At 63.2% G+C, this 24,854-nt stretch carries 22 protein-coding genes and 1 tRNA gene; 5 read left to right on the top strand and 18 right to left on the bottom strand.

Going from position 1 to position 24,854, the window contains the following annotated elements:
- Window positions 1–28: 28 nt before the first annotated feature.
- From ACQR1F_RS21645 to ACQR1F_RS21570, 16 genes are all read right to left on the bottom strand, one after another.
- Window positions 29–1,054, bottom strand: a complete 1,026-nt coding sequence (locus ACQR1F_RS21645; RefSeq protein ID WP_434913827.1) for an aromatic/alkene monooxygenase hydroxylase subunit beta — start codon at window positions 1,052–1,054, stop codon at window positions 29–31.
- Window positions 1,055–1,075: 21 nt separating this feature from the next.
- Window positions 1,076–1,375 carry an MmoB/DmpM family protein gene (locus tag ACQR1F_RS21640; protein WP_315716254.1) on the bottom strand — a complete coding sequence of 100 codons (300 nt, stop codon included), beginning with the start codon at window positions 1,373–1,375 and terminating at the stop codon, window positions 1,076–1,078.
- A gap of 9 nt (window positions 1,376–1,384) precedes the next feature.
- A complete protein-coding gene (locus tag ACQR1F_RS21635; protein ID WP_316181163.1) occupies window positions 1,385–1,765 on the bottom strand; it encodes a Rieske 2Fe-2S domain-containing protein in 381 nt (126 codons plus the stop codon).
- Window positions 1,758–2,003: a toluene-4-monooxygenase system B family protein gene (locus tag ACQR1F_RS21630; RefSeq protein ID WP_316237158.1), complete on the bottom strand. Its 246-nt coding sequence runs from the start codon at window positions 2,001–2,003 to the stop codon at window positions 1,758–1,760. The genes ACQR1F_RS21635 and ACQR1F_RS21630 overlap by 8 nt, the downstream gene beginning before the upstream one ends.
- 100 nt (window positions 2,004–2,103) lie before the next feature.
- Window positions 2,104–3,588 (bottom strand): aromatic/alkene/methane monooxygenase hydroxylase/oxygenase subunit alpha, encoded by a 1,485-nt coding sequence (locus tag ACQR1F_RS21625; protein ID WP_316181166.1) that lies wholly within the window; start codon window positions 3,586–3,588, stop codon window positions 2,104–2,106.
- A gap of 426 nt (window positions 3,589–4,014) precedes the next feature.
- Window positions 4,015–4,338 carry a 2Fe-2S iron-sulfur cluster-binding protein gene (locus ACQR1F_RS21620; RefSeq protein WP_434838024.1) on the bottom strand — a complete coding sequence of 108 codons (324 nt, stop codon included), beginning with the start codon at window positions 4,336–4,338 and terminating at the stop codon, window positions 4,015–4,017.
- A 14-nt stretch (window positions 4,339–4,352) separates the two neighbouring features.
- Entirely contained in the window at window positions 4,353–5,114 is a 762-nt protein-coding gene (locus ACQR1F_RS21615) for an SDR family NAD(P)-dependent oxidoreductase (RefSeq protein ID WP_315804572.1), read from the bottom strand.
- Window positions 5,111–5,725: an HD domain-containing protein gene (locus ACQR1F_RS21610; protein ID WP_316181168.1), complete on the bottom strand. Its 615-nt coding sequence runs from the start codon at window positions 5,723–5,725 to the stop codon at window positions 5,111–5,113. Before ACQR1F_RS21610 ends, ACQR1F_RS21615 begins: the two co-directional genes overlap by 4 nt.
- Window positions 5,725–7,170: an aldehyde dehydrogenase family protein gene (locus ACQR1F_RS21605; RefSeq protein ID WP_434913826.1), complete on the bottom strand. Its 1,446-nt coding sequence runs from the start codon at window positions 7,168–7,170 to the stop codon at window positions 5,725–5,727. The genes ACQR1F_RS21610 and ACQR1F_RS21605 overlap by 1 nt, the downstream gene beginning before the upstream one ends.
- A 15-nt stretch (window positions 7,171–7,185) precedes the next feature.
- Complete coding sequence (locus ACQR1F_RS21600; RefSeq protein WP_316181170.1) at window positions 7,186–7,788, bottom strand: HD domain-containing protein; 603 nt, start codon at window positions 7,786–7,788, stop codon at window positions 7,186–7,188.
- A 54-nt stretch (window positions 7,789–7,842) separates the two neighbouring features.
- Complete coding sequence (locus ACQR1F_RS21595) at window positions 7,843–9,651, bottom strand: PEP-utilizing enzyme (RefSeq protein ID WP_434913825.1); 1,809 nt, start codon at window positions 9,649–9,651, stop codon at window positions 7,843–7,845.
- A 42-nt stretch (window positions 9,652–9,693) separates the two neighbouring features.
- Window positions 9,694–10,773, bottom strand: coding sequence for a PEP/pyruvate-binding domain-containing protein (locus ACQR1F_RS21590; RefSeq protein WP_316237153.1), 1,080 nt, complete (start codon window positions 10,771–10,773; stop codon window positions 9,694–9,696).
- Window positions 10,774–10,855: 82 nt separating this feature from the next.
- A complete protein-coding gene (locus ACQR1F_RS21585) occupies window positions 10,856–12,112 on the bottom strand; it encodes a cytochrome P450 (RefSeq protein WP_434847141.1) in 1,257 nt (418 codons plus the stop codon).
- Window positions 12,113–12,308: 196 nt separating this feature from the next.
- Window positions 12,309–13,808, bottom strand: coding sequence for an AfsR/SARP family transcriptional regulator (locus tag ACQR1F_RS21580; protein ID WP_315804565.1), 1,500 nt, complete (start codon window positions 13,806–13,808; stop codon window positions 12,309–12,311).
- 298 nt (window positions 13,809–14,106) lie between these two features.
- On the bottom strand, window positions 14,107–14,550 hold the full coding sequence (locus ACQR1F_RS21575; protein ID WP_434913824.1) for a hypothetical protein: 444 nt from the start codon (window positions 14,548–14,550) through the stop codon (window positions 14,107–14,109).
- Window positions 14,551–15,160: 610 nt separating this feature from the next.
- Entirely contained in the window at window positions 15,161–16,828 is a 1,668-nt protein-coding gene (locus ACQR1F_RS21570; RefSeq protein ID WP_434847143.1) for a hypothetical protein, read from the bottom strand.
- A 228-nt stretch (window positions 16,829–17,056) separates the two neighbouring features.
- Here ACQR1F_RS21570 and ACQR1F_RS21565 point away from each other — a divergent pair, with 228 nt between their 5' ends.
- From ACQR1F_RS21565 to ACQR1F_RS21550, 4 genes are all read left to right on the top strand, one after another.
- On the top strand, window positions 17,057–18,187 hold the full coding sequence (locus tag ACQR1F_RS21565) for a phosphatase PAP2 family protein (RefSeq protein WP_316237150.1): 1,131 nt from the start codon (window positions 17,057–17,059) through the stop codon (window positions 18,185–18,187).
- Window positions 18,184–20,313: a hypothetical protein gene (locus tag ACQR1F_RS21560; RefSeq protein WP_434913823.1), complete on the top strand. Its 2,130-nt coding sequence runs from the start codon at window positions 18,184–18,186 to the stop codon at window positions 20,311–20,313. The genes ACQR1F_RS21565 and ACQR1F_RS21560 overlap by 4 nt, the downstream gene beginning before the upstream one ends.
- A gap of 215 nt (window positions 20,314–20,528) precedes the next feature.
- Window positions 20,529–20,957, top strand: a complete 429-nt coding sequence (locus ACQR1F_RS21555) for a hypothetical protein (protein ID WP_434893144.1) — start codon at window positions 20,529–20,531, stop codon at window positions 20,955–20,957.
- A gap of 115 nt (window positions 20,958–21,072) precedes the next feature.
- Window positions 21,073–22,191, top strand: a complete 1,119-nt coding sequence (locus ACQR1F_RS21550; protein ID WP_434913822.1) for an alpha/beta hydrolase — start codon at window positions 21,073–21,075, stop codon at window positions 22,189–22,191.
- A 752-nt stretch (window positions 22,192–22,943) separates the two neighbouring features.
- Here ACQR1F_RS21550 and ACQR1F_RS21545 read toward each other — a convergent pair.
- Window positions 22,944–23,028: transfer RNA gene (locus ACQR1F_RS21545), tRNA-Leu, on the bottom strand.
- Window positions 23,029–23,201: 173 nt separating this feature from the next.
- Here ACQR1F_RS21545 and ACQR1F_RS21540 point away from each other — a divergent pair.
- Entirely contained in the window at window positions 23,202–23,735 is a 534-nt protein-coding gene (locus ACQR1F_RS21540; protein ID WP_315804559.1) for a disulfide bond formation protein B, read from the top strand.
- Here ACQR1F_RS21540 and ACQR1F_RS21535 read toward each other — a convergent pair.
- The gene (locus ACQR1F_RS21535; RefSeq protein WP_434913821.1) at window positions 23,732–24,817 is read right to left on the bottom strand and encodes an AbrB family transcriptional regulator; all 1,086 of its coding nucleotides are present in this window, start codon (window positions 24,815–24,817) and stop codon (window positions 23,732–23,734) included. The genes ACQR1F_RS21540 and ACQR1F_RS21535 overlap by 4 nt on opposite strands.
- Between the last annotated feature and the right edge of the window lie 37 nt (window positions 24,818–24,854).

The raw sequence follows: 24,854 nt of genomic DNA, 5'->3' as shown, positions 1-24,854 counted from the left end.
GCGCAGCACGCCGACCGCGCCTGCCAGACTACAAGCCGCAATCCGCGATCAGCCTCGCCTGGGTCGTCATGGTCCGCTCCAGGATCGCCCGTGCACCGTCGGCCCCGGGCGCGGTCGAAAGTGCCTCGCTGAGCCCGCGCGCGGCGCGTTCGCCGAGCGGCATCCACTTCGCGACCCACTCCCGCAGCAGAACCGCGTGCTCCGGGACCTTGCCGGTGGCGTAGCGCACCAGCGCCTTGGTGGTCTCGACCGCATAGGCTTCGTCGTAGTTGCGGAAGTCGTCGTGCAGCAGCGCCAGCAGGTCGTCGTCGTTCGTGCGCGCCAGATCGGCGATCTCGCGATTGAAGACGTGATCGAAGATCGGCCGCAGCACCAGATTGCGGGACACGAACGCCTCGCCCCAATCGTAGGCGATCAGCTGCTTCTCGATCAGCTCGCGCAGGCCCTGCCATTGCGGCGCCTGCGTCCAGACGGTACGGGCAATTCCGCTGTCGGCGAGCTCCTCGCGTCCGGTGTCGAGCGCGAGCGCCTTGGCCAGATAGGCCTGGCGCTGCACCCGGCGCATCTCATTGCCCATCTGGAAGTAGAAAGTGTTGGTCACGAACGCCGACGGCGCCATCTGCGCGACATAGGCCGCGCTCATCTGCATCGCGTGTCCCGGGAAGCGCACCGGCAGATAGGCCTGGCCGAGGAAGTCGAGCCACGGTGCAGACAGCTTACGATAGCTGTCCTGGCGCTCGAACTCGTCGATCAGGTTGTCGCAATACACCTCGCGGTCCTTCTGATCGCCGACGTAGCGGCGATAGGTGTAGGTGAGGGGATCGCGATAGCCCTCCCAGTCGTCCAGCGCGAATTTCGAGCCTTCGCGATTCCTGAGGTAGAACTGGTTGATCGACCAGTTCTCGGACAGCTCGAATGGCGCCGGCGCGCGGCGAAAGTGGCTGTGGAACTTGTAGGTGACGGCCTCGTATTCCGACGGCAGCCGGCGCTCGGTCCACAGGCTCCAAGTTTTCTTCTGCTTGCGCGCAGCCGGCTTCGCGGTCATTGCGGTCATGACGTGTCCTCCCGGGATTTGCTATGTGTGGATGGTCCAGACCCACTCGTCGTCCATCGATTCGAGTCGCCCGCCGAACGACACCAGGCTCGGCTCGATCTCGGCGAGCCGGAACGGCCGCCCCAGCGCCGCCTGCATGCTCTTCTGCGTCAGGCGGAAGTTGCGGTCGGCCTGGACGCGGACGTAGCCGCCGCGGTCCTCGATGACGATCTCGACGTCCGGATTGTCCTGCTCGCTCGCCGCGATCACGGCGTCGATGATGTCCTCGTCGACACCCCTGATGACGGGGCCGACCAGTTTCGGAGCTGCTGTCGTGGTCATGGGCTTGTCCTATGCGTCCTGCTCGGTCTTGTGACGGAGGCGGCGCAGCCGGCCGTCATTCGGCACGCCAACCAGAATGGCTTCACCGTCTTTCTTCACGGCGTAGCGAAAGAGGCGGCAGTCGCGCGGGTTGAGGCCGCGGCCGTCATCCATGCTGAATTCCCATTCATGGGCCGAACATGTGATGGTGCCGGATTCGAAATCGACCTTGCCGTCCGCCAGCAGGATCTCCTGGTGCGGACACATGCCCTGGAAGCAGCGCAAGTCGCCGCCGGGCAGATGCATCACGATCACTTCCTCGCCGTCGACCTCGACGCCGATGAAATCGCCTTCCCAAAGATCGTCCAGCGTTGCGACCTGCGTCCATGTCACGTCGGCATCGTCAGACATAGGCCACCTCGATCCAATCCATCGGCTGGATGCCGGATTGCGCCACCGTCATCGCCGACGGCAGCTCGCGACCGTTGTAGTAGACGCATTTTGGTGCCTTCTGCTCGGCGACGCGAAGTCCGACCGCGTGCTGTGCGACCTTGTCTGCCACGATGCTCATGTCGTCGCCGTCGTCGACAGGGATCAGCAGGACGACGAAGTCGCCGCGGAAATTGGCTTGGAGCGGAAACAGGGCCATGTGTGCCTCCCGGATTGTTGTTATGTCGGTGGTCTTTTCGATTGGAGACGTCGCTCGCGAGCGGCGCCCCTTTCCGTGCTGGCCGTCCGTCGCGGCCGGGTCACTCCGCCGCGAGCCGCGACGCGCCATCCCAGGCATAGGCTTGGGCATCGTTGCCGGCGACATCGGGGGTGATGCCCATATATTGCAGGGCGCCTTCCAGCGTCGGTGGCTGGATATGGCCGGCCAGGAAGCGGTCAACGACCGAGAGATGGGTGTCGTAACGTTCGGGCTGGCTCTTCCACACCCATTCGCAGACTTCGCAGCAGAAGTTCAGCTTGCGTCCATTATGCGTGGTGATCCGCGGCGCCTGGCCGATGCTCGGGCTGCAGATCGGAATGTGGCAGCAGTTGCAGACGATCGGCAGCGTCGCCGGATAGGTCTTCTCGATCCGGCCGGTGCGGACATTGTCGCCGATCACGTCCCACAGCTTGCCGAATCGATCGTTCCAGCCGGGATACTTCTGCTCGAGCCAGTCGCGCTCGGCGGCGGACACGCCGGCGTCGGGATTCCACCACACCGTCGGCCGCCAGAACCAGACGCCCATGTGATAGGCGTGATGGACCCAGTCCAGCTCCGGCAGGAAGTGCTCCTCCCAGTACCATGGCACGTTCATGCCGAGGTCCTTGAACTGGTCCATGAACTGCCGGCAGATCCAGTCCTGCATGAACTCCTTGAACGACATCGTCCGGCTTTCCAGCGGCGTGTAGTAATCCATGGAGATGCCGGTCAGCAGCGCGAACAGCTTCCACGACCGCCAGAACATCTGGTCGACCATTTTCTGCGCCTCGGCCTTCTTGCCGTTCTGGATCATGATCTTCAGCGTCGGCTCACCCTGCTGCGAATGCCGCGCCTCGTCGGTCTGGATCGAGGAGATCAGCGCACCGAACTCGATGTCGCCGACATGCAGCGCGTCGGAGGCCATGCCGAGGAACTGCAGATTGGTGAAGCCGGTCTCGAACGTAAATGTGAGCTGGATGGCCGTCGACACCGCATCATTGGCGGTGAACATGTCATCGAACAGGCTGCGCGCCGCGATCACGCCCCATTCGTTGGTGTGCATCGCCTTGTGAGCCCAGTCGAATTGCGGGTCCTTTCCGAGCAGGCAATAGGGGAAGTAGATCTGCGCCTGGCCGTGGCGGCATTCGTCGAGCGTCCCGAACGCGGCCATGTTGCGCCAGGCTGCGGCGCGGCCGAACCGTGCCATGCGCGCCTCGCCGATCGAGGCGAAATATTCCGGAACCGGGATCGCGCCGTAATGCGCCTTGATCGCCGACTTCCAGCCGGCGTCGAGATTGTCGTACAGATTGGAGCGCGCGATCGTCGAGCGGATCGAGTAGATGCCGTCGTCCTTGCCGGCCTGGTTGTGGACGTATTCGCGATAGGTCAGCTTGTACGGCTCGTCCCAGACCCACCATTCCTCGCCGTGGATGCCGAAGCTCTTGGATAGCTCCTCTGGAAAGACCTCGTCCTCGCTGACGTAGGAGAAAGCCCAGTTCATGTCGCGGGCCGTGTCGTAATAGTCCCGCCGCTGCAGCTTCGGCATGCGTTGCTCCTCCCGAGCTATGTGATCGCGTTCGTTGCTCTTCGTTGCGGTCCGCTGCCGCCCTTGATGGGCGAACGTTGTGCGGCGCGTGGCGATGGCGTACGAGTCAGGCGGTTGGACCTGATAGATCGTCGCGCGATGTTGTACGATCCAGTGTAGGACGCATTCTTTGGTTTTTCTTTAGGCCGCGGATGCGCACGAACATCGAGCGTATTCGGGCGCGATCGGGAGCGCAGGCGACCGCATTCCTGCTGCTACGCAGGTGACGAGATGATGCAATGCGAAGGGAAGGCGGCGGCGAGGATCGGCGCGGCCGTATCGACCAAGCGGGCCGATCTGTTCAAGCGAGCAGCTCGATGCCCGTCATCGTCCCGCTGCCGATGATGCGTGCGGCGGGATCAAAGACCGGTGCAACTCTCCGGCCGTTCAACGGCCGGGGCCGACGACCTGAAGCACCAGACCGTCGAGCTTATCGGTGATCGAAATCTGGCACGCCAGGCGGCTTTCCGGGCGCACGTCGGCGGCCTCGAATTCGAGCAGGTCGGCCTCGATGTCACCGGCGGGGCCGACACGGTCGATCCAGGCCTTGTCGACGTGACAATGGCAGGTGGCACAGATGCAGGAGCCGCCGCATTCGCCGATGATGCCGTCGACGCCGTTGCGTTTCGCCGCCTGCATGGCGCTTTCGGTGAGCTCTGCATCGACTGTCCGTACGGTGCCGTCGGGCTCGATGAAGGTGATCCTGGGCATGAATCTTCGGGTCCCTAGATGAACTGCCGGCCGCCGTCGACGATCAGGGTCTGGCCGGTGATGAAGGCCGCGGCGTGTGACGCGAAGAACAGTGCACCGCCGACCATGTCGTCGACATCGGCCGCGCGCTTCAGGGCGCCGCGGGACACGCCATATTCGGCGGCGTTCTCGATCAGGCCGAGGCTGGCCTCGGTGAGCGTGAAGCCCGGCGCGATGACGTTGACAGTGATCTTGTCGTCGCCGAGCTCGCGCGCCAGCGCACGGGTCATCGCGATGACGGCGCCTTTCGATGAGACGTAGTGAAGCCACATCGGTGATCCGCTCATGACGGTCGCCGACGACACGTTGACGATCGCGCCGCCGCCGGCGCGCCGCATGAGCGGCGCGGCCGCCTTGCTCATCATCCACACGCCCTTGATGTTGACGCGCATGACCTGGTCCCACTCGGCTTCGGGGATCGCCTCGAAGCCGCGACGCGCGAGCCCGGCATAGATCGCGGCATTGTTGACCAGCACGTCGAGGCCGCCCATGCGCGCAAGCGCGAATTGCGCCAGCGCCGCGGTGGACGTCTCGTTGGCAACGTCGACCTCGGCGGCGTGCGCCTTGTGGCCGCGGTCGCGGATCAGCCGCGCGGTGTCCTCGGCGCCGCCGAGACGGATGTCGGCGGCCACGACCTCGGCGCCGGCCGCAGCGAAGGCGAGCGCGAAGCCGCGGCCCAGCCCACCGGCGGCGCCGGTGACGACCACACGTTTCCCATGCAGCTGGAACGCACTCATGCTGAAGCCTCGATGTGCAGCAGATCCGTCATGAAGGCAGACGCTGTGCCCTCGGCGATCAGTGCCTGGGCCATGGTGGTGCCGGCCTCGGTCAGCATCGACGGCAGCACGAAGCTTTCCAGCATCGCGAGCGTCTCCTTCGGCGGCGTATCGAACCAGCCGCCGATCGTCGCGACCCCATGGCCGGTGAAGCGCCACAGCTTGTCGGCGTCCTTCATCAGCGCATCCTCGTGCGAGATCGCCTTCTTGCGGGTGTCGTGGCCGTCGATGATCGCCAGGATGGTCTCCACCTGCAGCCCTGGAATCGCCAGCCGTGCGAACGATTCGGCCGCGATCTTCACGCCCTCGATCTCGTGGGCGCGCTGCAGCTCGGGATATCTGGGATTGGGACCGACGGCGGCGGCGAGCTGCTCGGGCGGGAATTTCTTCCAGCCGACGTCGTGCATGAGGATCGCCGGCAGCACCACGGAGGCGTCCGCTTCGGGATGGATCCGCAACAGCGCCTGACCGAGACGATAGGAGATCAGCGTATGCTCGTCGTTGGAGCGCACGTCCAGCCACGGCCGCGCCGCAAGCCAGACCGGCAAGTCCTGGTCGCGCAGAAAATGCATCACCGCAGCTCCGCGTCGTAGGTGAGATAGATGGTCTTGTATTCGAGATAGTCCTCGATGCCGTAGCGGCCCTTCTCGCGGCCGATCCCGCTCTGCTTCATGCCGCCGAACGGCGCGCGCTGATTCGAGCGCTGGATGTCGTTGACCCACACGGAGCCGGCTTCGAGGCGCTCGGCCAGGGTCAGTCCTGTTGCCAGGTTGCGCGAGAACACGAAGGCGGCCAGTCCATAGACTGTCGCATTTGCGAGCCGCAGCGCCTCGCTGCGTTCGTCGAACGGGGCGACACCAAGCACAGGACCGAACGTTTCCTCGGTCATGACGAGCGCGGAGGGGGACGCATCGGCGATCACGGTCGGCGGCAGGAACCAGCCCTTGTCGTAGAGTCCGCCCGTCAACCGGGCACCGCCGGTCAGCACGGTTGCGCCATTGGCACGGGCATCGGCGATCTGCCGCTCGCTGTTGCGGTAGATCTTCTCGTTGACAACAGGTCCGAGTGCGCAATTCGAGGTCAGCCCGTTGCCGACGTCGAGCTGCGCGACCTTGTCGGCGAGCGCAGCGAGAAAGGCCGCGTAGATGGGGCGCTCGACATAGACGCGATTGACGCGGTAGCAGAACTGGCCGGAATTGGCGAACGCGTGACGGGCGATCGCAGCGGCCGCTGCGCCGATATCGGCGTCGGCGCAGACGATGGCCGGGCACTGGCCGCCGAGCTCGAGCGTGATCCGCTTCATCGTTCCTGCGGCTGCAGCGGCAATCGCCTTGCCAGCTCGGGTGCCGCCGGTGAACGCAATCTTGCGCGGTGTCGGATGCGCGATCATCTGCATGCCGAGGTCGGGGCCGCGGCCGGTGACGACATTGAAGCAGCCCTCGGCAAAGCCGGCGGCATGGAAGATCTCGGCGAGCCGCAGTGTCGACAGCGGCGTGTCCTCGGCAGGCTTGGCGACGACGGTGCAGCCGGCCATCAGTGCGGCGCCGAGCTTGAAGCAGAGCAGCGTCACCGGATAGTTGAAGGGCGTGATCGCGACGACGACGCCGACCGGCTCGCGGGTGATGACGATCTTTTCGCCGGCCACACCCGTCAGCGGCATCTCGGCGTGCAGGCGCAGGCCTTCCTCGGCGTAGACGTCGAGCAGTTCGGCCGAGCGCTGAATTTCGCTGATGGCTCCCGCCAGCGGACGGCCAAGCTCCCTGGTCAGCAGGCGGCCGACCTCACCGGCACTCTCGCGCATCAGCCGCGCCGCGTTCTTCTGCAGGCGGGCGCGCTCTGCCACGGGCGTCGTTTTCCACGATTGGAATGCGATCTCGGCTGCGTGGATCGCGGCATCGACATCCGCGGGCCCGGCCTCCGGAACGCTGTCGATCGTCTCGCCCGTTGCCGGATCGACGACGTCGAAGGTCGCGCCGCCTTGGGCTGCAACCCAGCGGCCGCCGATGAACATGTCCATGTCCGCGTCCCTCGCTCAGATCAGGTCGAGCATCAGCGCGGCCCGGGTCTCGCCCAACGCCGCCTCGGCCATCAGCCGTCCGGCTTCGGTCTCGAGCACGCCGAGCTGGGTCGTCAGGCGCGACGCATATTGACGTGGCGTCATCTTGAACCAGTCGCAGGCCACCGCGACGCCGGTGGTCGTGTAGCGCCACAGCTTGTCGGCGTCGCGCACGATCCGGTCGTTCAGCGAGCGCGGGTAGGGGCGGGTGTCGTGGCCGTCGATGATCTCGCCGACCGCGACGATGATGTCCTCCGGCCAATCGGCCTGTTCGAGGACTTCGCGCGACATGCGGACGCCTTCGCTTTCGTGGAGAAAGCGCACATCGGACTGCATCATGTTGGGGCCGAAGCCCTTCTCGATGATGTCCTTCATGTCGATCGCGTACCAGCCGATGTCGTGCAGGATGATTGCGAGCGAAACGATGTCCTCGTCCGCGTCCGGATAGTGCACGAGCAGCTTGCGCGCGTAGGCATAGGACAGGGGAATGTGGACGTCGTTCTTGCGCGCGCGCATGTACGGCTCGCTGATGCGCCAGACCTCGTCATAGCGGTTGCCGACATCGGACCTATCGAGCATTGCAATGTTCCATATGCGGAGAGAGGCCGGCGCTGCCGGCCTCTCTCGATTGGGTCAGGACAGGATGGTCACTTCGCCGGTCGAGCCGTTGACGCGCAGCATCTGTCCGTTCTTGATCGAGGAGCTGGCGCGTCCCGTGCCGGTGACGGCGGGCAGGCCGTATTCGCGGCACACGATCGCGGCGTGGGACATCATGCCGCCGATGTCGGTGACGATCGCGTTGATCTTGCCGAAGATCGGCGCCCAGCTCGGCGCGGTGACCGGCGCGACCAGGATCTCGCCCTGCTGGATCTGGCCGAGCTCGTCAGCGGAGCGCACCACGCGGGCGCGGCCCTCGACGAGGCCGGGGGAGGCGGCCATGCCGGACAGCTTGGTGGTGTTGGCAGCGCCATCGAGCCATCGGCCGATGCTCTCCGTGGTGATGCCCCACAGCATGATCGTGAACGGCTCGGTGATGACGTCGGGCGGATTGTTGAGCGCGGGCTGCGGCGGTGTCGTCGCGAGCGCAGCCAGGATCTTCTTCCGCCGCTCGATCTCCGGCGGCCAATAGGTCGGACCGATCGCCGGTGCGCCGACGGCCCAGCCATTGCCGTAGTCGAACAGCGCGTCGCGGACCTCCTGACGATTCAGATAGAATAGGTCGTCGGCGTCCTTCCAGAAGCCGGCATCGCGGAAGATGGCGCCGAGCTCGCGCATCTTGCGCCAGAATACGCTCATCGACCAATGCTCGATGTAGAAATTGTGGTTCTCGACATAGGGAAACACGGTCCGGGCCAGGCCCAGCTTGCCCTCGAAGGCGGCGCGTGCATCGGCGTCCAGCATCTCGGCATATTCGGACGTGATGCGGTCGCGCTCCTTAGCGATGGCCTCCGTCGGCCGGTCGATCTCCTCGCCCTGCTGCACGCGGACGACGTAATCCCTGACATAGCCGAGCGGGATGTCGAGATGCTCGATCCAGTACTTGTCGGTTGAGTAGAAGCCGTTGCCGGAGGTGAAGTTGAACCAGGGATCCTGCGCCTCGCTCCAGGCCTTCAGCCATTCGCCGCCGTTCGGCGCACGGCCGACCGCGGCCAGCGCCTCGTCGACCGATCCGCTCTTCAGGGCATCGGCGACACCGAGCGTCACGGCGAGCTTGGCGAGCTTCTTCAACTCGTCGTCCGGACGAAACAGGTCGACTTCCACGCCTTGCACCATCTTGGCGATCGCCTGGTCGGGAATGGTGGGGAATTGCCCCTTCATGAAGCTGAAGAAGTCGAGATAGGCCGCGTAGCCGAGATTCAGGAACTCGAAATGATACTGCCAGGTCTTGTAGAGAAGCTGGATCGCCCGGTCATAGGTCTCCATCAGCGCGTAGGTGTTGTCGAGGCCGACTCCCGCCGTGATCCACTCCAGCGGCACGGCTTCGGGCAGCGGCTCGAAGTTGAGCGCCTCGAGATCGGCGATGTTGGCTCGGACCTTCTTGTCCCAGTTCGCCAGCAGGCGATCCCAGTTCTGGAAGTAGTAGCCGGCGCGCTCCATGAAATGCGGCACGCGGCCTGCGATCAGCTCGGGCGCCACCGCCACCGGGCTCATGTAGCAATAGCCATTGTGGATGCGGTATTCGACGCCGTTCGCCGGCGGGATCAGATAGTGCCGCGTGTTGTACTGGCCGAGGCACTTGACCGCGAATTCGACCGTGACGGCGTCGAACGGCTTGAACGGGCTCGGCCAGTGCTGCGAGTCGCAGAACCAGAACTTGCCGTCCTCCTTGTCGCGCAGGCTGTTCTGGAACTGGAGATAATAGGGGTAGAGCTTCTCCCAGCCCTCGGCGCCGACCGGCGTCTTCAGGTCATAGGGACTTGGGAATTTCGCATGCGCCGTCATTGTCGTTTCCCCTCGGTTATCTGTTGTTTGTTGTCGTGATGCTCACCGCTTGGCCTGGACCGGGGCCAGCAGCGTTCCAAGTACACCCGCAATCCCGGTCTCGTAGATCGCGGTCGACTGCTTCTTCCTCTGGCTCCAGACGGTCTCCGGCCGGCTCTGCAGCGCGACGAGGTTCTCGTCCTCAGGGAGATCGGCATCGATCGCCCATTCGACGTCCTGCGGACAGCCCATGCTGCGCTCGAGCGACTTGGCGAGCCTGGCGACGGCGAGCACCTGGGTATTGGACAGGGAAGGCAGGGTGCGACGTTCCGGCGCGATCACGCGCTCGACGGTCCGGCGCTCGGCGCGATCGGCGACGAGCTCGAAATCCTTTTCGGCGATGCGCTGCTTGATGACCTGCAGAAGCACCTTCTCGACGACGAAATTGTCGGGCGTGATTTCGCCGGAGACCACGGGCTCGCCGAGCCCGAAGGCGGAATCGATCACGATCTTGGTACGGTCGCCGTTGATCGGATCCAGCGTCATCGCCACGCCCGCGGCGGCGGCGTTGACCATCTTCTGGACGCCGACCGACATCAGCACGTCGATCTGGCCGAGCCCGTTCTCGGCACGGTAGGAGATCGCGCGCGCGTTGAAGAGACTGGCCCAGCACGCCTTGACCTTCTCGACCACGGCGTCCTCGCCGACCACCCAGAGATAGGTATCCTGCTGGCCGGCGAAGCTGGCGTCGGGCAGGTCCTCGGCGGTCGCCGACGAGCGAACCGCCACCGGAAACTGACCGTCGGGCGACATCCGGCGATACGCCTCGCGGATCGCCTGCTCGACCGCGCCCGGCATCGGCTGCGCCATGATTGCGTCGCGGATCTCGTGCGACAACTTCTCTTCGTCATCGACATCGTCGAGCACGATCCGCGACAGGCGCTCGCTGATCGTCGCCTCGAGTCCGTTGCTTCGAAGATGAAGGGCGTAGGCGTCGGTCGCGACCGCAAATCCCGCGGGAACGCGCACGCCCTGTGCGATCATGCGCGCCAGGCTCGCGCATTTGCCGCCGATGCGCGGGAAGTCGTCCTCGCGTGCGGCTTCGAACGGCACGATGAAGGATGCGGCTGCGTTGGCGCCCATGCGTCTGTTCCCCACCTTATGGCCCCGATCGGCCCCGGACTTGTTGTTGCTTGTGAAACGCGGCCCAATGACGATCGTCGCGTCAGGTCACGTCCCATTCGATCCGAAGCGCCGTCGGCACGCGGAACGAGATGTTGTGAACGAAGTCGATGGTCTGGTCGGCAGCGAGCCGGAGACCAGGAAGCCTGCGGGTGAGCTCGCCGAGCGCGATCGCGAACTCGATGCGGGCCAGCTGCTGGCCGACGCAGGTGTGAATACCGTAGCCGAAGGCCAGATGGCTTCTCGCGTCGGTGCGCCGGACGTCGAAACGGGTCGGCGCGGAGAACACCGCCTCGTCGCGATTGGCGGAGCCGATGAGCAGGAGGATATTGGAATCCTTCGGCACCGGCACGCCGCCGATCTGGGTGTCATTCAGGGCGCGCCGGCGCCAGGCCACGATGGACGGGCTGAAGCGCAAGCATTCCTCGACCGCCTTCGGAATGAGCTGCGGCTCGGCGATGATGGCTTCCCAGTTGTCGCGCCGCTGCAGCAGCTCGCGCATGCCGTTGGCCATCAGGGTCGTCGTGGTCTCGTGGCCGGCGAACAGTACGCTGTAGAGAACGCCGGCGATCTCCTCGTCGCTGATCTCGGCGCCGTCCTTCTGCAGTCGGACCAGATCGCCCGGCAGATCGTCGGTCGGATCGTCGTGGCGCTGACGCACCAGCGCGCGGCAGTAGGTCCAGTATTCGACCATGTTGCGCGCATGCACGATCTGCTCGTCGTCGCTGAGGTCGCCCCACGTCAGCAGCGCGCGGCTCACCGCCCAGGACTTCACGCGCGGCACGTCCATATTGGGAATGCCGACCAGCTTGAACAGCACCAGCGCCGGCACATCATAGGCGAACTCGCGGAAGAAGTCGGCATGTCCGCGATCGGCGAAGGCATCGATCGCCTGATTGACGATCGCCTTGATCTCCGGCTCGATCGCCCTGAACCGGCGCGGCCCGAAGCAGCCCTGGACCAGCTTGCGGATGCGGGTGTGATCGGGCGGTACCCGCGCCGACAGGCCGGAATAGGCGGTGAAGCCGCCCTCGCGCATGATGCGCTTGCCTTCCTCGCACATCGGGCGAAGCGGGGCCTGGGCGTTCTCCGAGGAGAATGTGCGCCAGTCGTCGAACACAGCCTTGATGTCGGCGTGGCGCGCCACCACGAAATATTTCAGCTCGTCGGAGAAGAAGACAGGCGCCTCGGCGCGGGCCCATTCATAGAACGGGAACGGATCGCGCATCTCGAAGGGATCGAAGTCTTTGGCGGCGTCGCTGTAGGGACACCGCGCCAGCTGAGCTGCCGAACCTGGCATGTCGTCCTCCCATTCGCCGCCCTTGGTGGCGACGTTGTCATGGGCTCACTCTAAGCGGCGGCCTTTGGGTTTTCTTTAGCCCTTAACTCTATGACAATTTGAGACAAATCGTCAATTATGCGGGCGGCGGCAGCCCCATGGCGCATGGCCTGGCCGGCAAAGGTCGCGTTGCCGAGCCGGTCGCGAACGAGCGGCCTTACGCCGTGAGCTTGCGGTGCAGCTCCTGAAGCGAGGCGCTCTTCGGCCGGTTGTCGAAATGCTTGAGCGAGTCGAGGTACAGCTTGAACTGGCGGTCGATCGCCTCGCGTCGTCCTTGCGCCTTGAACACCTGCATTGCCTCGGCATGCGCCATCTCGCACAAGGGATCGATCGCCAGCGCCTTCTGGCAATGCGCGAGCGCGGCCGAGTGGTCGTTGCGTTCGAGATAGATCCGAGCCGCGTCGCGTTGCACCTTGAAGAACATGTCGCGCAGCCAATAGCGCTTGCTCCAGCACCAGTCGCGCTCGCCATCGTCGGCGTACTCGACCGGAATGTCCTCGAACAGGTCTCCGGTGTACAGACGGTCCGCCGCCTGCAGACAGATCAGCGCCTCGTCGCTGGCGCCCGCCTTGATGTGACCCTGGGACTGACGGCAGAGCTGCTCGAAGGTTGAGATGTCGAGCCAGCTGCGCTCCGGGGGCACCAGCACGTAGCGCGATCCCTCGCGTCGGACATAGTTGCGCGTCTCGTCGCGTCCGTTGGGCTGGCCGAGCGCCAGCCGCAGATAGCGCACGGTGTGATAGAGGCGGTTACGCGCGGCCTCAATGTCCTCGGCGTTGGGCCAGAGCAGATCCGCAAGCTCGTCGGTGGCTGCGCCATGGCCGCCCTTCTGCAGCAGATAGGCGAACAGGGTCTTGGTCTTGCGGGTCGCTCCGCCGGGCGGGTCCCAGTTCACCTGGCTGCCGTCGTTGCGATAGATCCGCAACCGTCCGAAGCAGCGGATCTTCCAGCGGTCGCGGCTGTCGAGATGAACTGTACTGGGCTCTTCCGCCGATCGCCGCAACAGCCACATGGGGTCGGCGCCTTCGGCTGCGTGCAGCGCGGCCGCCGATGTCCCGATCCGCAACTCCGGCGCGATCGCGCCGAGCCAGAAATCGACCTGCTCACGCAACGCGCCGCGCGTCTGCAGCCGCGACGGCAGCCAATGCGGATTGTCCACCAGTCCGGCGCTGGTGAGGATCTGCGGATGGCCGCGCAGCGCGACGAGCAACTGCTCGTCGATCAGCACCCGGCGGTTATAGAGAGAGGCGATCGAGACCTCGGACTGCTGGGTGAGCGTTTCAGCAAGTGCGGGCCAACCCTCGAAATTGGCCGTCGCCGAGTTGGTCTCGAGGCCCCAGCTCATGTCGACGACGAGCAGGGCGGGGCCGTGTCTGCGGGTCGGCGCCACCCACCTCTCGATTCGGCCTGCGACATCTCGAAACGAGATCGGCACCCGCAGCAACGCCATCTCGACAAAGCTCTTGCCCTCGACGAATCCGCTCTTGTTGATGCGCTTTGCGAGCTTCTCGACCCGCGCGACCGCGTTGACGTCCGCCGCGATCACGAAGATCCGGCACGGCTGTGCGACAGTCTGGTAAAGCTTGAAGAAGTCCGCAAAAAGAAGCTTTTGCTGCGTCGCGAATAGGGCGAGGTTGACAGAACTATTCTTGGTCATGGGTCCTCACCCGCGACAACCCCATTGCCGTCAGCAGACTGGAGGTAGTCTAAGAGCGGTCGCCGGAAGGTTGCAAGGCCCTGTTTCGCGAGCATTCCAGCAAGCTGGCGAGATCCAAAGGCCGTGAAATGCGGCAGCGAAATGAATAGCCTTCAGCGACGATGCATGTTCGGGTTCGAGGGAGGGGATGCGGATCGAGCAAGCCAGCGGAGCTGATTGTCTCAACGCGAGGCTCCTCTAGACCGGCAGGCGCTCGTGGATTGCCGCTCCATGACCTCTCGGATGAAGGAGGACGCCGCTAGAACTGTCGGGCTGGCAGCGAGTTGATGATTGATGTTCGATGGAGGCCAGCCGCGGGATAGGCTTTATCCCTCAGCTTGTCATATGAGAAGTCTGGCTCCGTTGTCTGCAGCTTGCGAACCATCTCGAAAGAAAGCTCACGGTGCTCATTATGGGCATAGAGAGCTGACAAATATCGCAAGGGTGGAGCAAAGGTCGGAGCAAGAGCATGGCTGGCTTCTGCAAGATGGACGGCCTTGTCCAGTTCTCCCGCCATGGTCCCCGCAATGCAGCTCAGGGCATCGAGCTGAAAACGGAAAGGCGCCGCACCAGCGATCGTACGGGCAAGCAATGTGTGCTGAAAGCCGTCCTCTGGTTTGCCGAGATAGCTCTTTGCGATTCCCAGACAGGCCCAGGCGATCGGGTTGGCGTGGTTCAGTTCGCGCAGCCACCCACGTTCCATCTGCCACCTTCATTCGATGGGACCGAGGGGGCGAACGAAGACCGTGAGTGGTGCGCTCAGTGTTATCGCAGCCGAGTCTGCAGAGCGCAGCATTGAGCGTATTGTCGCCAATCCGGCGACGATAGGCGAAGCGCCAAAGTCGCGGTGGCGAGCATGAAAAACCCCCTTCATCTCAGCGTTTGTAATCCTTGTCTGCCGGCTTCAGGTGCCGGAAATACGGGGCGGACTCGGCCGGTTCGATTCCACCCACGACTCGCGATACCATGACCTCCGCGAACTTCCATCAAGAATACCGGCAGAGGGGGCGGACGCCAGCGAAGGGCAAATGCGGCTTGTCTTTGATGTTGAGGGGCAAACGGCCGACGGCGGATGCGGGCGAACGGTCCAAATGGTGCCCTGGCCGGAATCGAAGCACCGCGAAGAATGCTGTAACCAAGGCTTCCTGGAAGCACCCGAAGTCGGTACTCACAGCCTTACTCACATGATTTATGAGTCCATAGGCCATTCGGCTCTCTTGATGGAGCCGTCCACGGCGGCTCATCTTCATCAACGTTGTGCAATGAGGATCAATGAGATGCTGTGGTCAGCATACCGGTGGACTTCAACGTCATCAAAGTTGTCTCGCCGGCAACGAATCGATGATCGATGACCGATGCAGGCCGGCCGCAGGATAGGCCTTGTCGCGCAGCTTGTCGTATGAAAAGTCCGGTTCGCTGGCCTGCAATCTCCTCACCATCTCGGAAGAGAGATCGTGCTTGCCTTCGTGCGCATAGAGCGCTGAAAGGTAACGCAAGGGTGGTGCGAAGGTCGGCGCCAGCGCATGACTGGCCTCCGCCAGATGGACGGCCTTATCGAGTTCGCCCGCCATCGTCCCCGCGATACAGCTCAACGCATCCATCTGGTATCTGAATGGTGCAGTTCCGGCGATGGTGCGCGCAAGCAGCGTATGTTGGAAGCCCTCGTCGGGCTTGCCGAGATAGCTCTTGGCGATTCCCAGACACGCCCAGCCGATCGGATTGGCGTGGTTCAATTGGATGCTGCGTTCGGCCAGTTCGTATGCGGCGACGTAGGACCGCCGCATCATGGTCTGAACGTGCGCGCTCAGGCCCGCAACATAAGAATTGTGAGGTTCGAGTTCGAGGGCGCGGTACATGAAGTCGAGGGCCTCGGCTTGCAGTGTCTGACGGCAACTGAATTGTCGTTCCGCAAGTAGAAAGGTTCGCAGATAGGCGCGCCAAGCCAGATAGATGCCGCGTGATTCAATATTGAATGCGGCCGCGAAGAGCTTATCGGCCGTCGCAAAGTTGATCTTGCCGAGCCTGAAAAGATGCAGAATCCCCGAATAGCAGAGATCGGAGGCTACCTCGGCATCCGGCCCTCCCGAACGGACCGTGATGAACTGATCGATGGCGACGTTGACGACGAGATTGACGCACCGCATGACATCCGCATCGTTCAAGTCCAGCGCCTGAATGCCGGGTAGCTGCAGCGTGGACGACCACTTCAGGGTATGTTCCGGTCGCTGCGACAATGCGAGGCGGACGATTTGCCTCGTGTGGCCTCCGAACACGTCCGAATGTAGCGAAAGCGTCTTGCGCGGCGCTGCGTCCTTGTCGTCGCAAGCCGGGTCCATCGTATCCCTACAATCGATGACCTCGGCGACGCCGAGTTCCTGTATGGTTTTTGCTACCGAGTCGATCAGGCTGTCCGCGAGCAACGATGCGTCGGACTCTCCAGACTTGGAGTTGCGAACCAGCACGATCCGATTCCGTGGAATCGAACGTCCGCGCACCGGTTCTTCGAGGGCAATGTCCGCAGGGCGATCGGTCCTTGCTTGGCGCGTAGTGCGGCGATCGCTGAAGTTCTGACGTTGCGATCGAAGCCAGTCCTCGAAACCATCTTCGCCAATATCGATGCCTTCCAGGAGTTCGCCGGAGTCGTCCGCTTTTGTGGCAAGATCGAAATCCGTATCAAATAAGGTCGGATCGAGCGCCAGCACATAGCTGTCCGCAAAAAGCACTCCGTGATCGTTTCCAAATGCCTTTCGAATTTCTGACAGGCTTTGGCGAAGGCTTGCCGCGCCCTGCTCCTTGCCTCGACTGCCCCACAGCTTATCCTGGATCCAGACGCGCGATCTCTTGTTTTCAGGCGATAGCGCCAGCATTGCCAGCAGTGCGCATGCCTTCCGTCCCCGCGGCGTGCAATCTTCACCGTTCGAATTGATGATCTTGGGCGGACCAAATAACCGAAGATGCACCTTGGCTGTCGAACTTCGCATGGATCGCTCTTGAGGGTCCTGCCCTGTCTTTCGTAGCCCGCTACCCTCAAAGGTAGCGGAAGACGTTTCTCAACCATGGAGTGAAATCCTGCGGCAAACACCTGTCAACGTGAAATATGCGTGAAATTGCGTTAATTCCGACTGCGGACGACTTGACCGTTCAGGGCTTCGAACTGAGCATCGTGACGTACCTGAGGTTGTTCGTCGGGTTTTTCCGGGGAGGCGCAAATGGCGCGGATAAGCGGCGAGAGCGGTGAAAGTGGCGAGAGCGGCGAGAGCGGTGAAAGTGGCGAAAGCGCGCGCTCCCGGTCGTTCACGGCAGCACGGGCGCTCATCTCGGGTCGCGAGGGCGTGGTGGGGATATGGCGGGATGTTGGTACCCCTCCGGCAAACTACGAAGCCAAACCGTACGCGCTGGACCGCTGGTCGACGCCGGTGCGATTGCGAACCCTGACCGCCGAACTGTTGTCCGGAATCTACTACGATGTCGGAGATTGCAACGAAACAAGCGAGTCCGTTTGCGTCGAATATCGGGGGCGCGGCGAAGACGGTACATGTGCGTTGATTCACATGATCAGGCCAAGTCCATCCGATTTCGCCAAACAACTGATCTTTGTGCATAACTATGCGGCACTTCGGATGGAGCGCAGCGGCGAGATCATGACGGAGATGACGGACATCCTGTCGTTCCTCGGCTCGGTGGGCTTCCTGCACCCGGATCGAACTCGGCGGACGTTCGAGCTGCTGACGCTGGTCCTGAACGTGACCGGCCTAATCGAGATGCGGGTCAAGCATGCGCTGACCTGCCGGCGACCGGTCGAGTACTCGCCCCAGATCCAGCCGATGATTCCAACGCCCGGTCACGGCTCACTGCCAAGCGGGCACGCGACGGAATCCTTTGCCGCCGCTTTCGTGTTCTATGCGTTGCTGTCGCAAGCCAGAAGCGCACGCATCAAATTCGATAGCGACGATCCGACTTTCGAGCAACTGATGCGGATTGCCGAACGGATCGCCATAAACCGGACGGTTGCCGGCGTTCACTTCCCAGTCGACAGTGTAGCCGGCATGAAGCTCGGTCTCGCCTTGGCGGAGTTCTATATTGCGCGTTTCTGCGGCGGCCGTTTTCTGAAGACGCATGCTTTCGATGGGCGAGGATTCGACGGCGACTTCTGCTACGAAGATTGGATCTCTGAATTCGTCGACGACCCCCAGGAGCGAAAGGCCAAGTCCGACAGCGGACGCAAAATATCTGGAAATACGCGCGCCGAAGTGCCGAAATCCTGTGATCTGAACCATCTCTGGGACCAGGCGGTCGCGGAGTGTCAGTTGATGATCGGAGTGGTAGGCAAGTCGCGATGAAGCTTCATTGGAAAAAGACCGCTTGCGACCGTCCCGATCCCTATCTGGACTGGGAATTCCGGACCCGGCGCAAGCCCAACCCGGATCCCTGGTGCTCTGTGCAAATCCAGATCAGGCCGTTGCGCAGCGCTCTTGCGAGCCTTTACGAGCTACAACGCGCCGTCGATGAGGGGTACGTGCCTGACCACGACGTCCCGGCCAAGAAATTCACCATTCGAATGAGCGATGACGAGCGGACTCTCCTGAGTTGGTGGATCAAGGCCCTGGAAGGGCCAAAGCCGCCAAAGATCGATGAAGTCGACATGCAGTTCTTCATCTATCGCAAGGAAACGTTCATCTATCGTGGCGGCAGATTCCGCGATCCCGGATTTTATCGCTCTCTTTTCGTGGGGCCGCCGATCATCGGTTTGCAGTTCAACGACTTCAACCCCCAGCCCGATCCGACCAGCTTCGAACCTTCCTTCCTGGCGGCTACCAAGGTTGCTATCGGCATCATCGACGACGGGATTGCCTTTGCGCACGAAAGATTTCGAGATCGCCGTATGGTCTCGAAGATCGCGGCCATGTGGCTACAGGAGACGGAGAAGCGGAGTCCGGCAGACAACGCCGTCGTATTCGGCCGCCGCCTTATGCATGACGAGATCAAGCAGTTGTTGCAGGAATCCAAAAGCGAAGACCGCATTTACCGGAAGGTTGGTGCGACCGATTTCGGCAAGACCCGCGCCTACAATCCACTGGCCGCACGCGTCAGCCATGGGACGCATTTGCTCGATCTGGCTGCAGGCGGAGGTCGGGGCAGCGAAGGAGTGTCGATCCTCGCTGTCCAATTGCCGTCGGTGGCGACGGTCGACACGTCGGGGCTGACGATGGGAAGCTATGTGCTGCAGGCGGTCAGGATGATCATGACGTGGGCCGATGCATTGAGCGAAGCCGGGAAGCCAATTCCGCTGGTCATGAACTTCAGCTATGGCCTTTTGGCGGGTCCTAAGGATGGCACTCAGTATCTCGAAAAAGCGCTCGCCGGCATGGTCCGCCACCGCAACAAGCGCCATCAAAACCCCAATCTGACCCGCTTGGTCATGCCGGCGGGCAACAGCTATCGCACCCGCGCCGCCGCAAAACTGGAGCTCAAAAAGGAGGTCGAAACCCTGGATTGGGTCATCCACCCCGATAGTGCAGCAACGAACTACGTCGAGATTTGGCTCGATACCGGCGCCGAAGGCAAGCCGGGACAGGCACCGGTGGAGATCTGGCTGACCGCACAGGACGAGAGGACGAGCCCACCCATTCGGCCTAGCGAGGGTTACATTCACCAGGCGACGATCGGTGGCGGTCCGATCGCTGGGATTTATTTCGACCGCATTCAGCACGGAAAATCCGTACGCGAGCTGATCCTGCTCGCTGTCAATCCGACCGTGCGCAACGACGACTGCCGCGAGATCGCACCTTCCGGTCGCTGGAAGCTGTCTCTTCGGAATTTGACCGGGACGGCGATCACGGCACATGTCTACGTCCAGCGCGACGATACGCCGTTCGGCTACCCGCGGCGCGGCCGCCAATCCTACCTCGATCACGCCGGCGCCTATGAGCGCGATCCGCAGACCGGCGATTATCGAATGCAGAGGGACGGTTGTCCAATTAGGTATGCGGACACCCTATCTTCGATCGCAACCGGCTCGATGAATGAGAGCGACCACGTCATCGTTGTCGGCGCCGCCGAGGCATCAGAGGATCATCCCCCTTCCGACTATACATCGAGCGGTCCCACGTTGGTTCGGTCAGGGCCGGATTGCTCCGCCTTCGCTGACGAAGGCCACGCGCTCTGGGGCGTGCTCGCCGCGGGCACGTTCAGCGGCTCCGCAGTCAAGCTCAACGGTACGAGCGTCGCCGCGCCTCAGATCGCGCGGAAGGTGGCAGACGAACTACGGGCAATCGCTCATCCAGCTTCTGACAGCACGGCCGCGCCGGTTTGCATCAATCCGGCCGCGACTAATCCAGTGACGAGTCCCATCGATCCACCCGATCCTCGGCTCGGCAAATACATCTTCCGGCCTGGCTCCGACGGACACATTCCGAGGCGTCGCTATCCGGCGGTGAAGGAGCTATCGGCCGGAACTGAGTCTTAGATTGGCGCAGCGTGCGCCCTTCGCAAAAAAGACCGTGCGTATCGCGATCTTCGCCCACGCGTCGACATTACAGGCCAAGCGCTGTCCGCGCTCGTCAAGAAAAACTTTCGTGGCTTGCGTTTTGACGATTAATTCGCGGTGAGTTGACGCCCGTCTCACGCCGCCCGCGCATCCTGCTTCAAGCCACGCTGGTGTGGCACTTGATGGAGGACGATATGCGCAAATCCGCTATTCTCGCAGCTGCGATCCTTGCTGCGATGCAGTTGCCGGCACAGGCAGCCAAGTACACGTGTACATTTTTTAGAGACGGCAATCCCATTGGACAGCCTTGCTCGCTCGACACGGCAACGTCCGGCAAAATGTGCGAATACAAGTTTAGCTCGACTTTGACGGGCACATGCCTGGCGCAGACGGGCGGGGTCAATTTGCTCGCCTGCTGGCTCTCCGATCCGAACAAGGCGGTGGACCTAGCTCGGGGGCAGGTAAAATCGCAGGCTGATGTTGCACATGTCCTCGCCGAGCAACCGGGATTTGCCGCTGTGGGCGCCGCATTCAGCCTTGGATCGATCTGGCCCAACAATGCTCTTGTTGCCTATCGCGAAAACTTGAGCGGCCCGACGCTGCAGGCCGGCTGTACCGAATGACGTACAGGCAGTGCCAAACTGCGGGGCCGAAGCCGCTAACGCGGCTTCGGCTTTCGGCAGATGTCTATGTTTGATCAGAGCTTGGTGCCCAATCCGCAGCATTCGGAGAAACACTATGACCGACAAAGTCCGAGTTCGATTTGCGACCAATCGAAATCCCATCTCGGGTCCCGATCTGTTCGGGCCAAAGTACAGAGACAACAATCCGAAGCACTATGTCACGGGATCCATCGACGTCTACCGGCTGTCCAACCTTCCGGATACCGGTTGGGTGCCGGACTCCAATTCGGTGCAAATTGATCCGCCGATCGACGCGTCGGTGTTCCAGCCGACCACGCAGAATCACAATGACATCGTGGCGTTCGCGCGCGATCGCGTCGCCGCGGAGCTCGCATCGGCCCGCGCGTCGCAATATGGCCTGATATTGCTGCCGGGTTTCGATTCGACCTTTTTAGGTTCGATGAGCCGTGCCGCGCAGGTCATGTCAAACTACAAAGCGGCAGACATCTTCTGCTTCTCATGGCCATCCCAAGGAAAATTGGATTTGGCGAGCTACAAGGCGGATCGTGATGCGGCCGCCAAGTCCGCCAATGCCGTCGCCGATTCGCTTCGCAGGTTGTTCGCCGTTCTCAGGGCGCTTAAGGCCAACCTCCCGGTCTTGCACCTCGTCCCTCATTCGATGGGAAATTATGCACTTCAAAACGCCGTTCAGCTGATACCCGCGAAAGAACGCAACACTCTGCTATTCGAAAGCGCGTTTCTGATGGCGGCCGACGTAAACTACGATGCCTTGTCGAAGGCCAGCGAACTGAAGCCATTGATCACCCTTGCCAAGAAAGTTCTCGTATACAAGAATGGCGGTGACCTGGCGCTGTCGCTGTCCGGCAGCATTCTTCTCAACAACTATCCTCGCTTGGGACAGTGGGGACCGCGTGATCTGAGCAAGCTTTCCAAGACGGTCAACTCGATCGACTGCTCTGATGTTGGATCAACCCAGGGAGACGACGGCGGGTCCCACTACGGACATCAGTACTACCGTCTGTCTCCCTGGGTCCTGAACGATGTTGTTCAGGTTCTGGCTGGAATACCGGCCAACAAGATCGCGGGCCGCCTTCCCGCGATCCCCGATGAAGGAGGCCGCGCTTGGTGGATTCCGTACGATTCGGGGGCTGCATCTTCAGGACGCGGCAAGCCGCGCAAAAACGAGGGAAAGCCGACCAGACGCAAGAAGTGAGCTGAGGTTGGGTCCGGTGGCCCATGATGGTATGGGGAGTTTCGGTGACGCAATCTTCTCCTAACGGCCACGCATCTCCCCCCCTGCACAAACTGCCCGTCGTGCTGATTCCCCTTGCACCGTCGGGCAAATCACCTGCACATTTTCGGCCATCCCGCCCGCACTGAGAGGGGCGTATCGCGATCGTCACGGGACGTTGCGGCGGGGAGCGGTGGCCGCGGGGCGACGCAGCATCTCATGGAGGTGCGGACGAACGTCGTTTTGCGGACGGTCAAGCCGTGTGGTCCCGACACCCCGACGCTGGTGTCTTGGTCGGCGACGATGTCGATGACGGGGGCAAGCAAGCCGGTCCCCAGGGAGAGCACGGAGCAGCCGTTCAAACCATTGCGCAGGGAAGGCCGGGTTGTTTCCGGCTGAGCCTGTGGTTCCTGCCCCGTGCATTTTTTCCGCACGGGGGCCATGGGTGCCAGTCGGCACTCGGCCTTCCCTGCGCCCTCTCAATTCAAGAGGACGCCGGACTGCAGCAGAGCTCGGGCCTGACAGGTCGCGAGATCGCGGTGGCATGGGCGTCAGTAGCTGCGACGAGCGCAGGCTGTTTGACAGGGTTGATGGGAAATCAGAGTCAGAGAGCGCGGCTCAAGCGAGACTTGGGGGGCTCAAACGTCCGGCTTCGCCAAGAGGCTTCGCCGGACACGCTTCGCCCTGCGGGCTACTCGCGCGGCTGCGCCACGCGTAGCCCGCAGGGCGAAGCGTGGTGCCCCTGGCCGGAATCGAACCAGCACTCCTTGCGGAACTCGATTTTGAGTCGAGCGCGTCTACCAGTTCCGCCACAGGGGCATTCGCCGGGCCTGTGCAGGAACCATAGCGAAGCGGGCGGACTATAGCGGGCGGTCGGGCCGGGTCAACCCGCACGGACGTGATGGGCGCGCATCTCGACAGCTTTCGCGGGCCGGAGTAGGAGCCGGAACGGCCCGGCATGGGACCGGAGGCAGCCCCGTTCGGGAGGACCGATGACCAATACTTCTGTGATGGCGCGCCCTGCGGCGGGGAGCATGAGCCCGGCGGTGGCGGCGGCGCTGCTCGCGGCCGGCATCGCGGCGGCGGCCTTGGCCGGCGCCTGGTACATGCAGCTGGTCTGGGGCCTGCAGCCCTGCGAGCTCTGCCTGAAGCAGCGCTGGGCCTATTATGCGATCGTGCCGCTCGGGCTGCTGATCGCGCTCGCCGCCAAAGGCGGCGCACCGCGCGCGCTGGTGCTCGCGGGGCTCGGCGTGGTCGCGCTGGCCGCGCTCGGCAATGCCGGGCTGGGCGTCTATCATTCCGGGGTCGAATGGGGCTTCTGGCCGGGCCCGACCGAATGCACCGGGCCGATCGGCAATCTCGGCAGCGCCGGCAGCCTCCTGGAGCGGCTCGACAGCGTCAAGGTCGTGCGCTGCGACGAGGTGCAATTCCGCTTCCTCGGCCTGTCGCTTGCCGGCTACAGCGTGCTGATTTCGCTCGCCATCGCCGCCATCGCCGGCTGGGGCATCACCCGGAAGCGCGCCTAGTCGTCGACATCCTCCTGCGGCCGTCCGAACAGATGGACGATGCCGGGGGTGGCGATGGTGACGAACACGAAGCGCGACAGGTGATGCGCGCCGACGAAGATCGGGTCGATGCGCAAGGTCAGCGCCAGCGCCATCATCGCGTCCATGGCGCCGGGCGCGAACGCGACGATGGTGTCGGAGAAGCGCACATGCGTCACCAGCACGATCACGGTGACGAACAGCGCCGAGATCGCCACCGCGATCGCGAACGAGCCGAGCGCGGCCCTGATATGGCCGACCAGGGTCTTCACCCGCATCCGCGCGAAGCGGCTGCCGATCAGGGCGCCGATGCCGACCAGCGCCACGCCGCGTATCCATTCCGGCAGGCCGCCCTCGACGAGGCCGGTGCCGTGCAGGAGGCCGCTGGCGACCATCGCGCCGAACAGCCAGCTCGCCGGAAATTTGATCAGCTGCATCAGCATCGCCGCGACCAGCGAGGCCACCAGCAATGCAAGCAGGCCGAGCGGCGAGGCGACGCTCTGGCCGAGCGAGATCGGCGCGGCCGGTGCGACGCCGGCCACGGCCAGCACCAGCGGCAGCGCCGCCGTCAGGATGATCACCCGCAGCGTCTGCACCACGGCGATCGCCGGCAGGTCGGCGCCGCGCTCGACCGCGAGCATCGTGATCTGCGACAGCGCGCCGGGACTGCCGGCGAGCAGCGCCGAGGTGCGGTCCCAGCCATGGACGCGCTGCAGATAGAGGCTGGAGCCGAAGGTCGAGCAGAACGTCGCGAGCGCCAGCAGGCCGATGGTCACCGGATAGGCGCTGACATGGTTGATCAGCTCGCGCGAGACGACGGCGCCGATCGAGATGCCGAGCAGCAGCAGAACGGTTTGGGTCAGGATCGGCGGCATCGCCAGCGGGCGGCCGGCGATCGCGGCGATCGCGGTCGCGATCATCGCGCCGGAGATCAGCCCGCCGGGCAGATGGGCGACGAGGAAGATCAGGCCGCCGGCGGTGCCGAGCACGAGGGTCTCGATCGCGCTCAGGGTCTTGGCGCGGCTTGGCAGGTCGAAGGGGAGGGAGGAGATGATCTGGCGCACGGCGCCTTATGCCAAAAGCTGCCTGCGCGAACAATTC

Origin of the sequence: Bradyrhizobium sp. HKCCYLS3013 (assembly GCF_051167615.1) — a bacterium.
GTDB lineage: Bacteria > Pseudomonadota > Alphaproteobacteria > Rhizobiales > Xanthobacteraceae > Bradyrhizobium.
The sequence above is the reverse complement of the archived record's forward strand: the minus strand, read 5'-3'. Positions and strand labels throughout refer to the sequence as shown.

What these genes read in the sequence shown, in the direction of transcription:
- ACQR1F_RS21565 (WP_316237150.1), top strand. Translation starts at nt 17,057, where the DNA reads ATGGCGCGGATAAGCGGCGAGAGCGGTGAAAGTGGCGAGAGCGGCGAG.
- ACQR1F_RS21625 (WP_316181166.1), bottom strand. Translation starts at nt 3,588, where the DNA reads ATGCCGAAGCTGCAGCGGCGGGACTATTACGACACGGCCCGCGACATG.
- ACQR1F_RS21630 (WP_316237158.1), bottom strand. Translation starts at nt 2,003, where the DNA reads ATGGCCCTGTTTCCGCTCCAAGCCAATTTCCGCGGCGACTTCGTCGTC.
- ACQR1F_RS21640 (WP_315716254.1), bottom strand. Translation starts at nt 1,375, where the DNA reads ATGACCACGACAGCAGCTCCGAAACTGGTCGGCCCCGTCATCAGGGGT.
- ACQR1F_RS21560 (WP_434913823.1), top strand. Translation starts at nt 18,184, where the DNA reads ATGAAGCTTCATTGGAAAAAGACCGCTTGCGACCGTCCCGATCCCTAT.
- ACQR1F_RS21570 (WP_434847143.1), bottom strand. Translation starts at nt 16,828, where the DNA reads ATGCGAAGTTCGACAGCCAAGGTGCATCTTCGGTTATTTGGTCCGCCC.
- ACQR1F_RS21540 (WP_315804559.1), top strand. Translation starts at nt 23,202, where the DNA reads ATGACCAATACTTCTGTGATGGCGCGCCCTGCGGCGGGGAGCATGAGC.
- ACQR1F_RS21590 (WP_316237153.1), bottom strand. Translation starts at nt 10,773, where the DNA reads ATGGGCGCCAACGCAGCCGCATCCTTCATCGTGCCGTTCGAAGCCGCA.
- ACQR1F_RS21610 (WP_316181168.1), bottom strand. Translation starts at nt 5,725, where the DNA reads ATGCATTTTCTGCGCGACCAGGACTTGCCGGTCTGGCTTGCGGCGCGG.
- ACQR1F_RS21635 (WP_316181163.1), bottom strand. Translation starts at nt 1,765, where the DNA reads ATGTCTGACGATGCCGACGTGACATGGACGCAGGTCGCAACGCTGGAC.
- ACQR1F_RS21580 (WP_315804565.1), bottom strand. Translation starts at nt 13,808, where the DNA reads ATGACCAAGAATAGTTCTGTCAACCTCGCCCTATTCGCGACGCAGCAA.
- ACQR1F_RS21615 (WP_315804572.1), bottom strand. Translation starts at nt 5,114, where the DNA reads ATGAGTGCGTTCCAGCTGCATGGGAAACGTGTGGTCGTCACCGGCGCC.
- ACQR1F_RS21585 (WP_434847141.1), bottom strand. Translation starts at nt 12,112, where the DNA reads ATGCCAGGTTCGGCAGCTCAGCTGGCGCGGTGTCCCTACAGCGACGCC.
- ACQR1F_RS21600 (WP_316181170.1), bottom strand. Translation starts at nt 7,788, where the DNA reads ATGCTCGATAGGTCCGATGTCGGCAACCGCTATGACGAGGTCTGGCGC.
- ACQR1F_RS21550 (WP_434913822.1), top strand. Translation starts at nt 21,073, where the DNA reads ATGACCGACAAAGTCCGAGTTCGATTTGCGACCAATCGAAATCCCATC.
- ACQR1F_RS21605 (WP_434913826.1), bottom strand. Translation starts at nt 7,170, where the DNA reads ATGGACATGTTCATCGGCGGCCGCTGGGTTGCAGCCCAAGGCGGCGCG.
- ACQR1F_RS21620 (WP_434838024.1), bottom strand. Translation starts at nt 4,338, where the DNA reads ATGCCCAGGATCACCTTCATCGAGCCCGACGGCACCGTACGGACAGTC.
- ACQR1F_RS21555 (WP_434893144.1), top strand. Translation starts at nt 20,529, where the DNA reads ATGCGCAAATCCGCTATTCTCGCAGCTGCGATCCTTGCTGCGATGCAG.
- ACQR1F_RS21595 (WP_434913825.1), bottom strand. Translation starts at nt 9,651, where the DNA reads ATGACGGCGCATGCGAAATTCCCAAGTCCCTATGACCTGAAGACGCCG.
- ACQR1F_RS21645 (WP_434913827.1), bottom strand. Translation starts at nt 1,054, where the DNA reads ATGACCGCAATGACCGCGAAGCCGGCTGCGCGCAAGCAGAAGAAAACT.
- ACQR1F_RS21575 (WP_434913824.1), bottom strand. Translation starts at nt 14,550, where the DNA reads ATGGAACGTGGGTGGCTGCGCGAACTGAACCACGCCAACCCGATCGCC.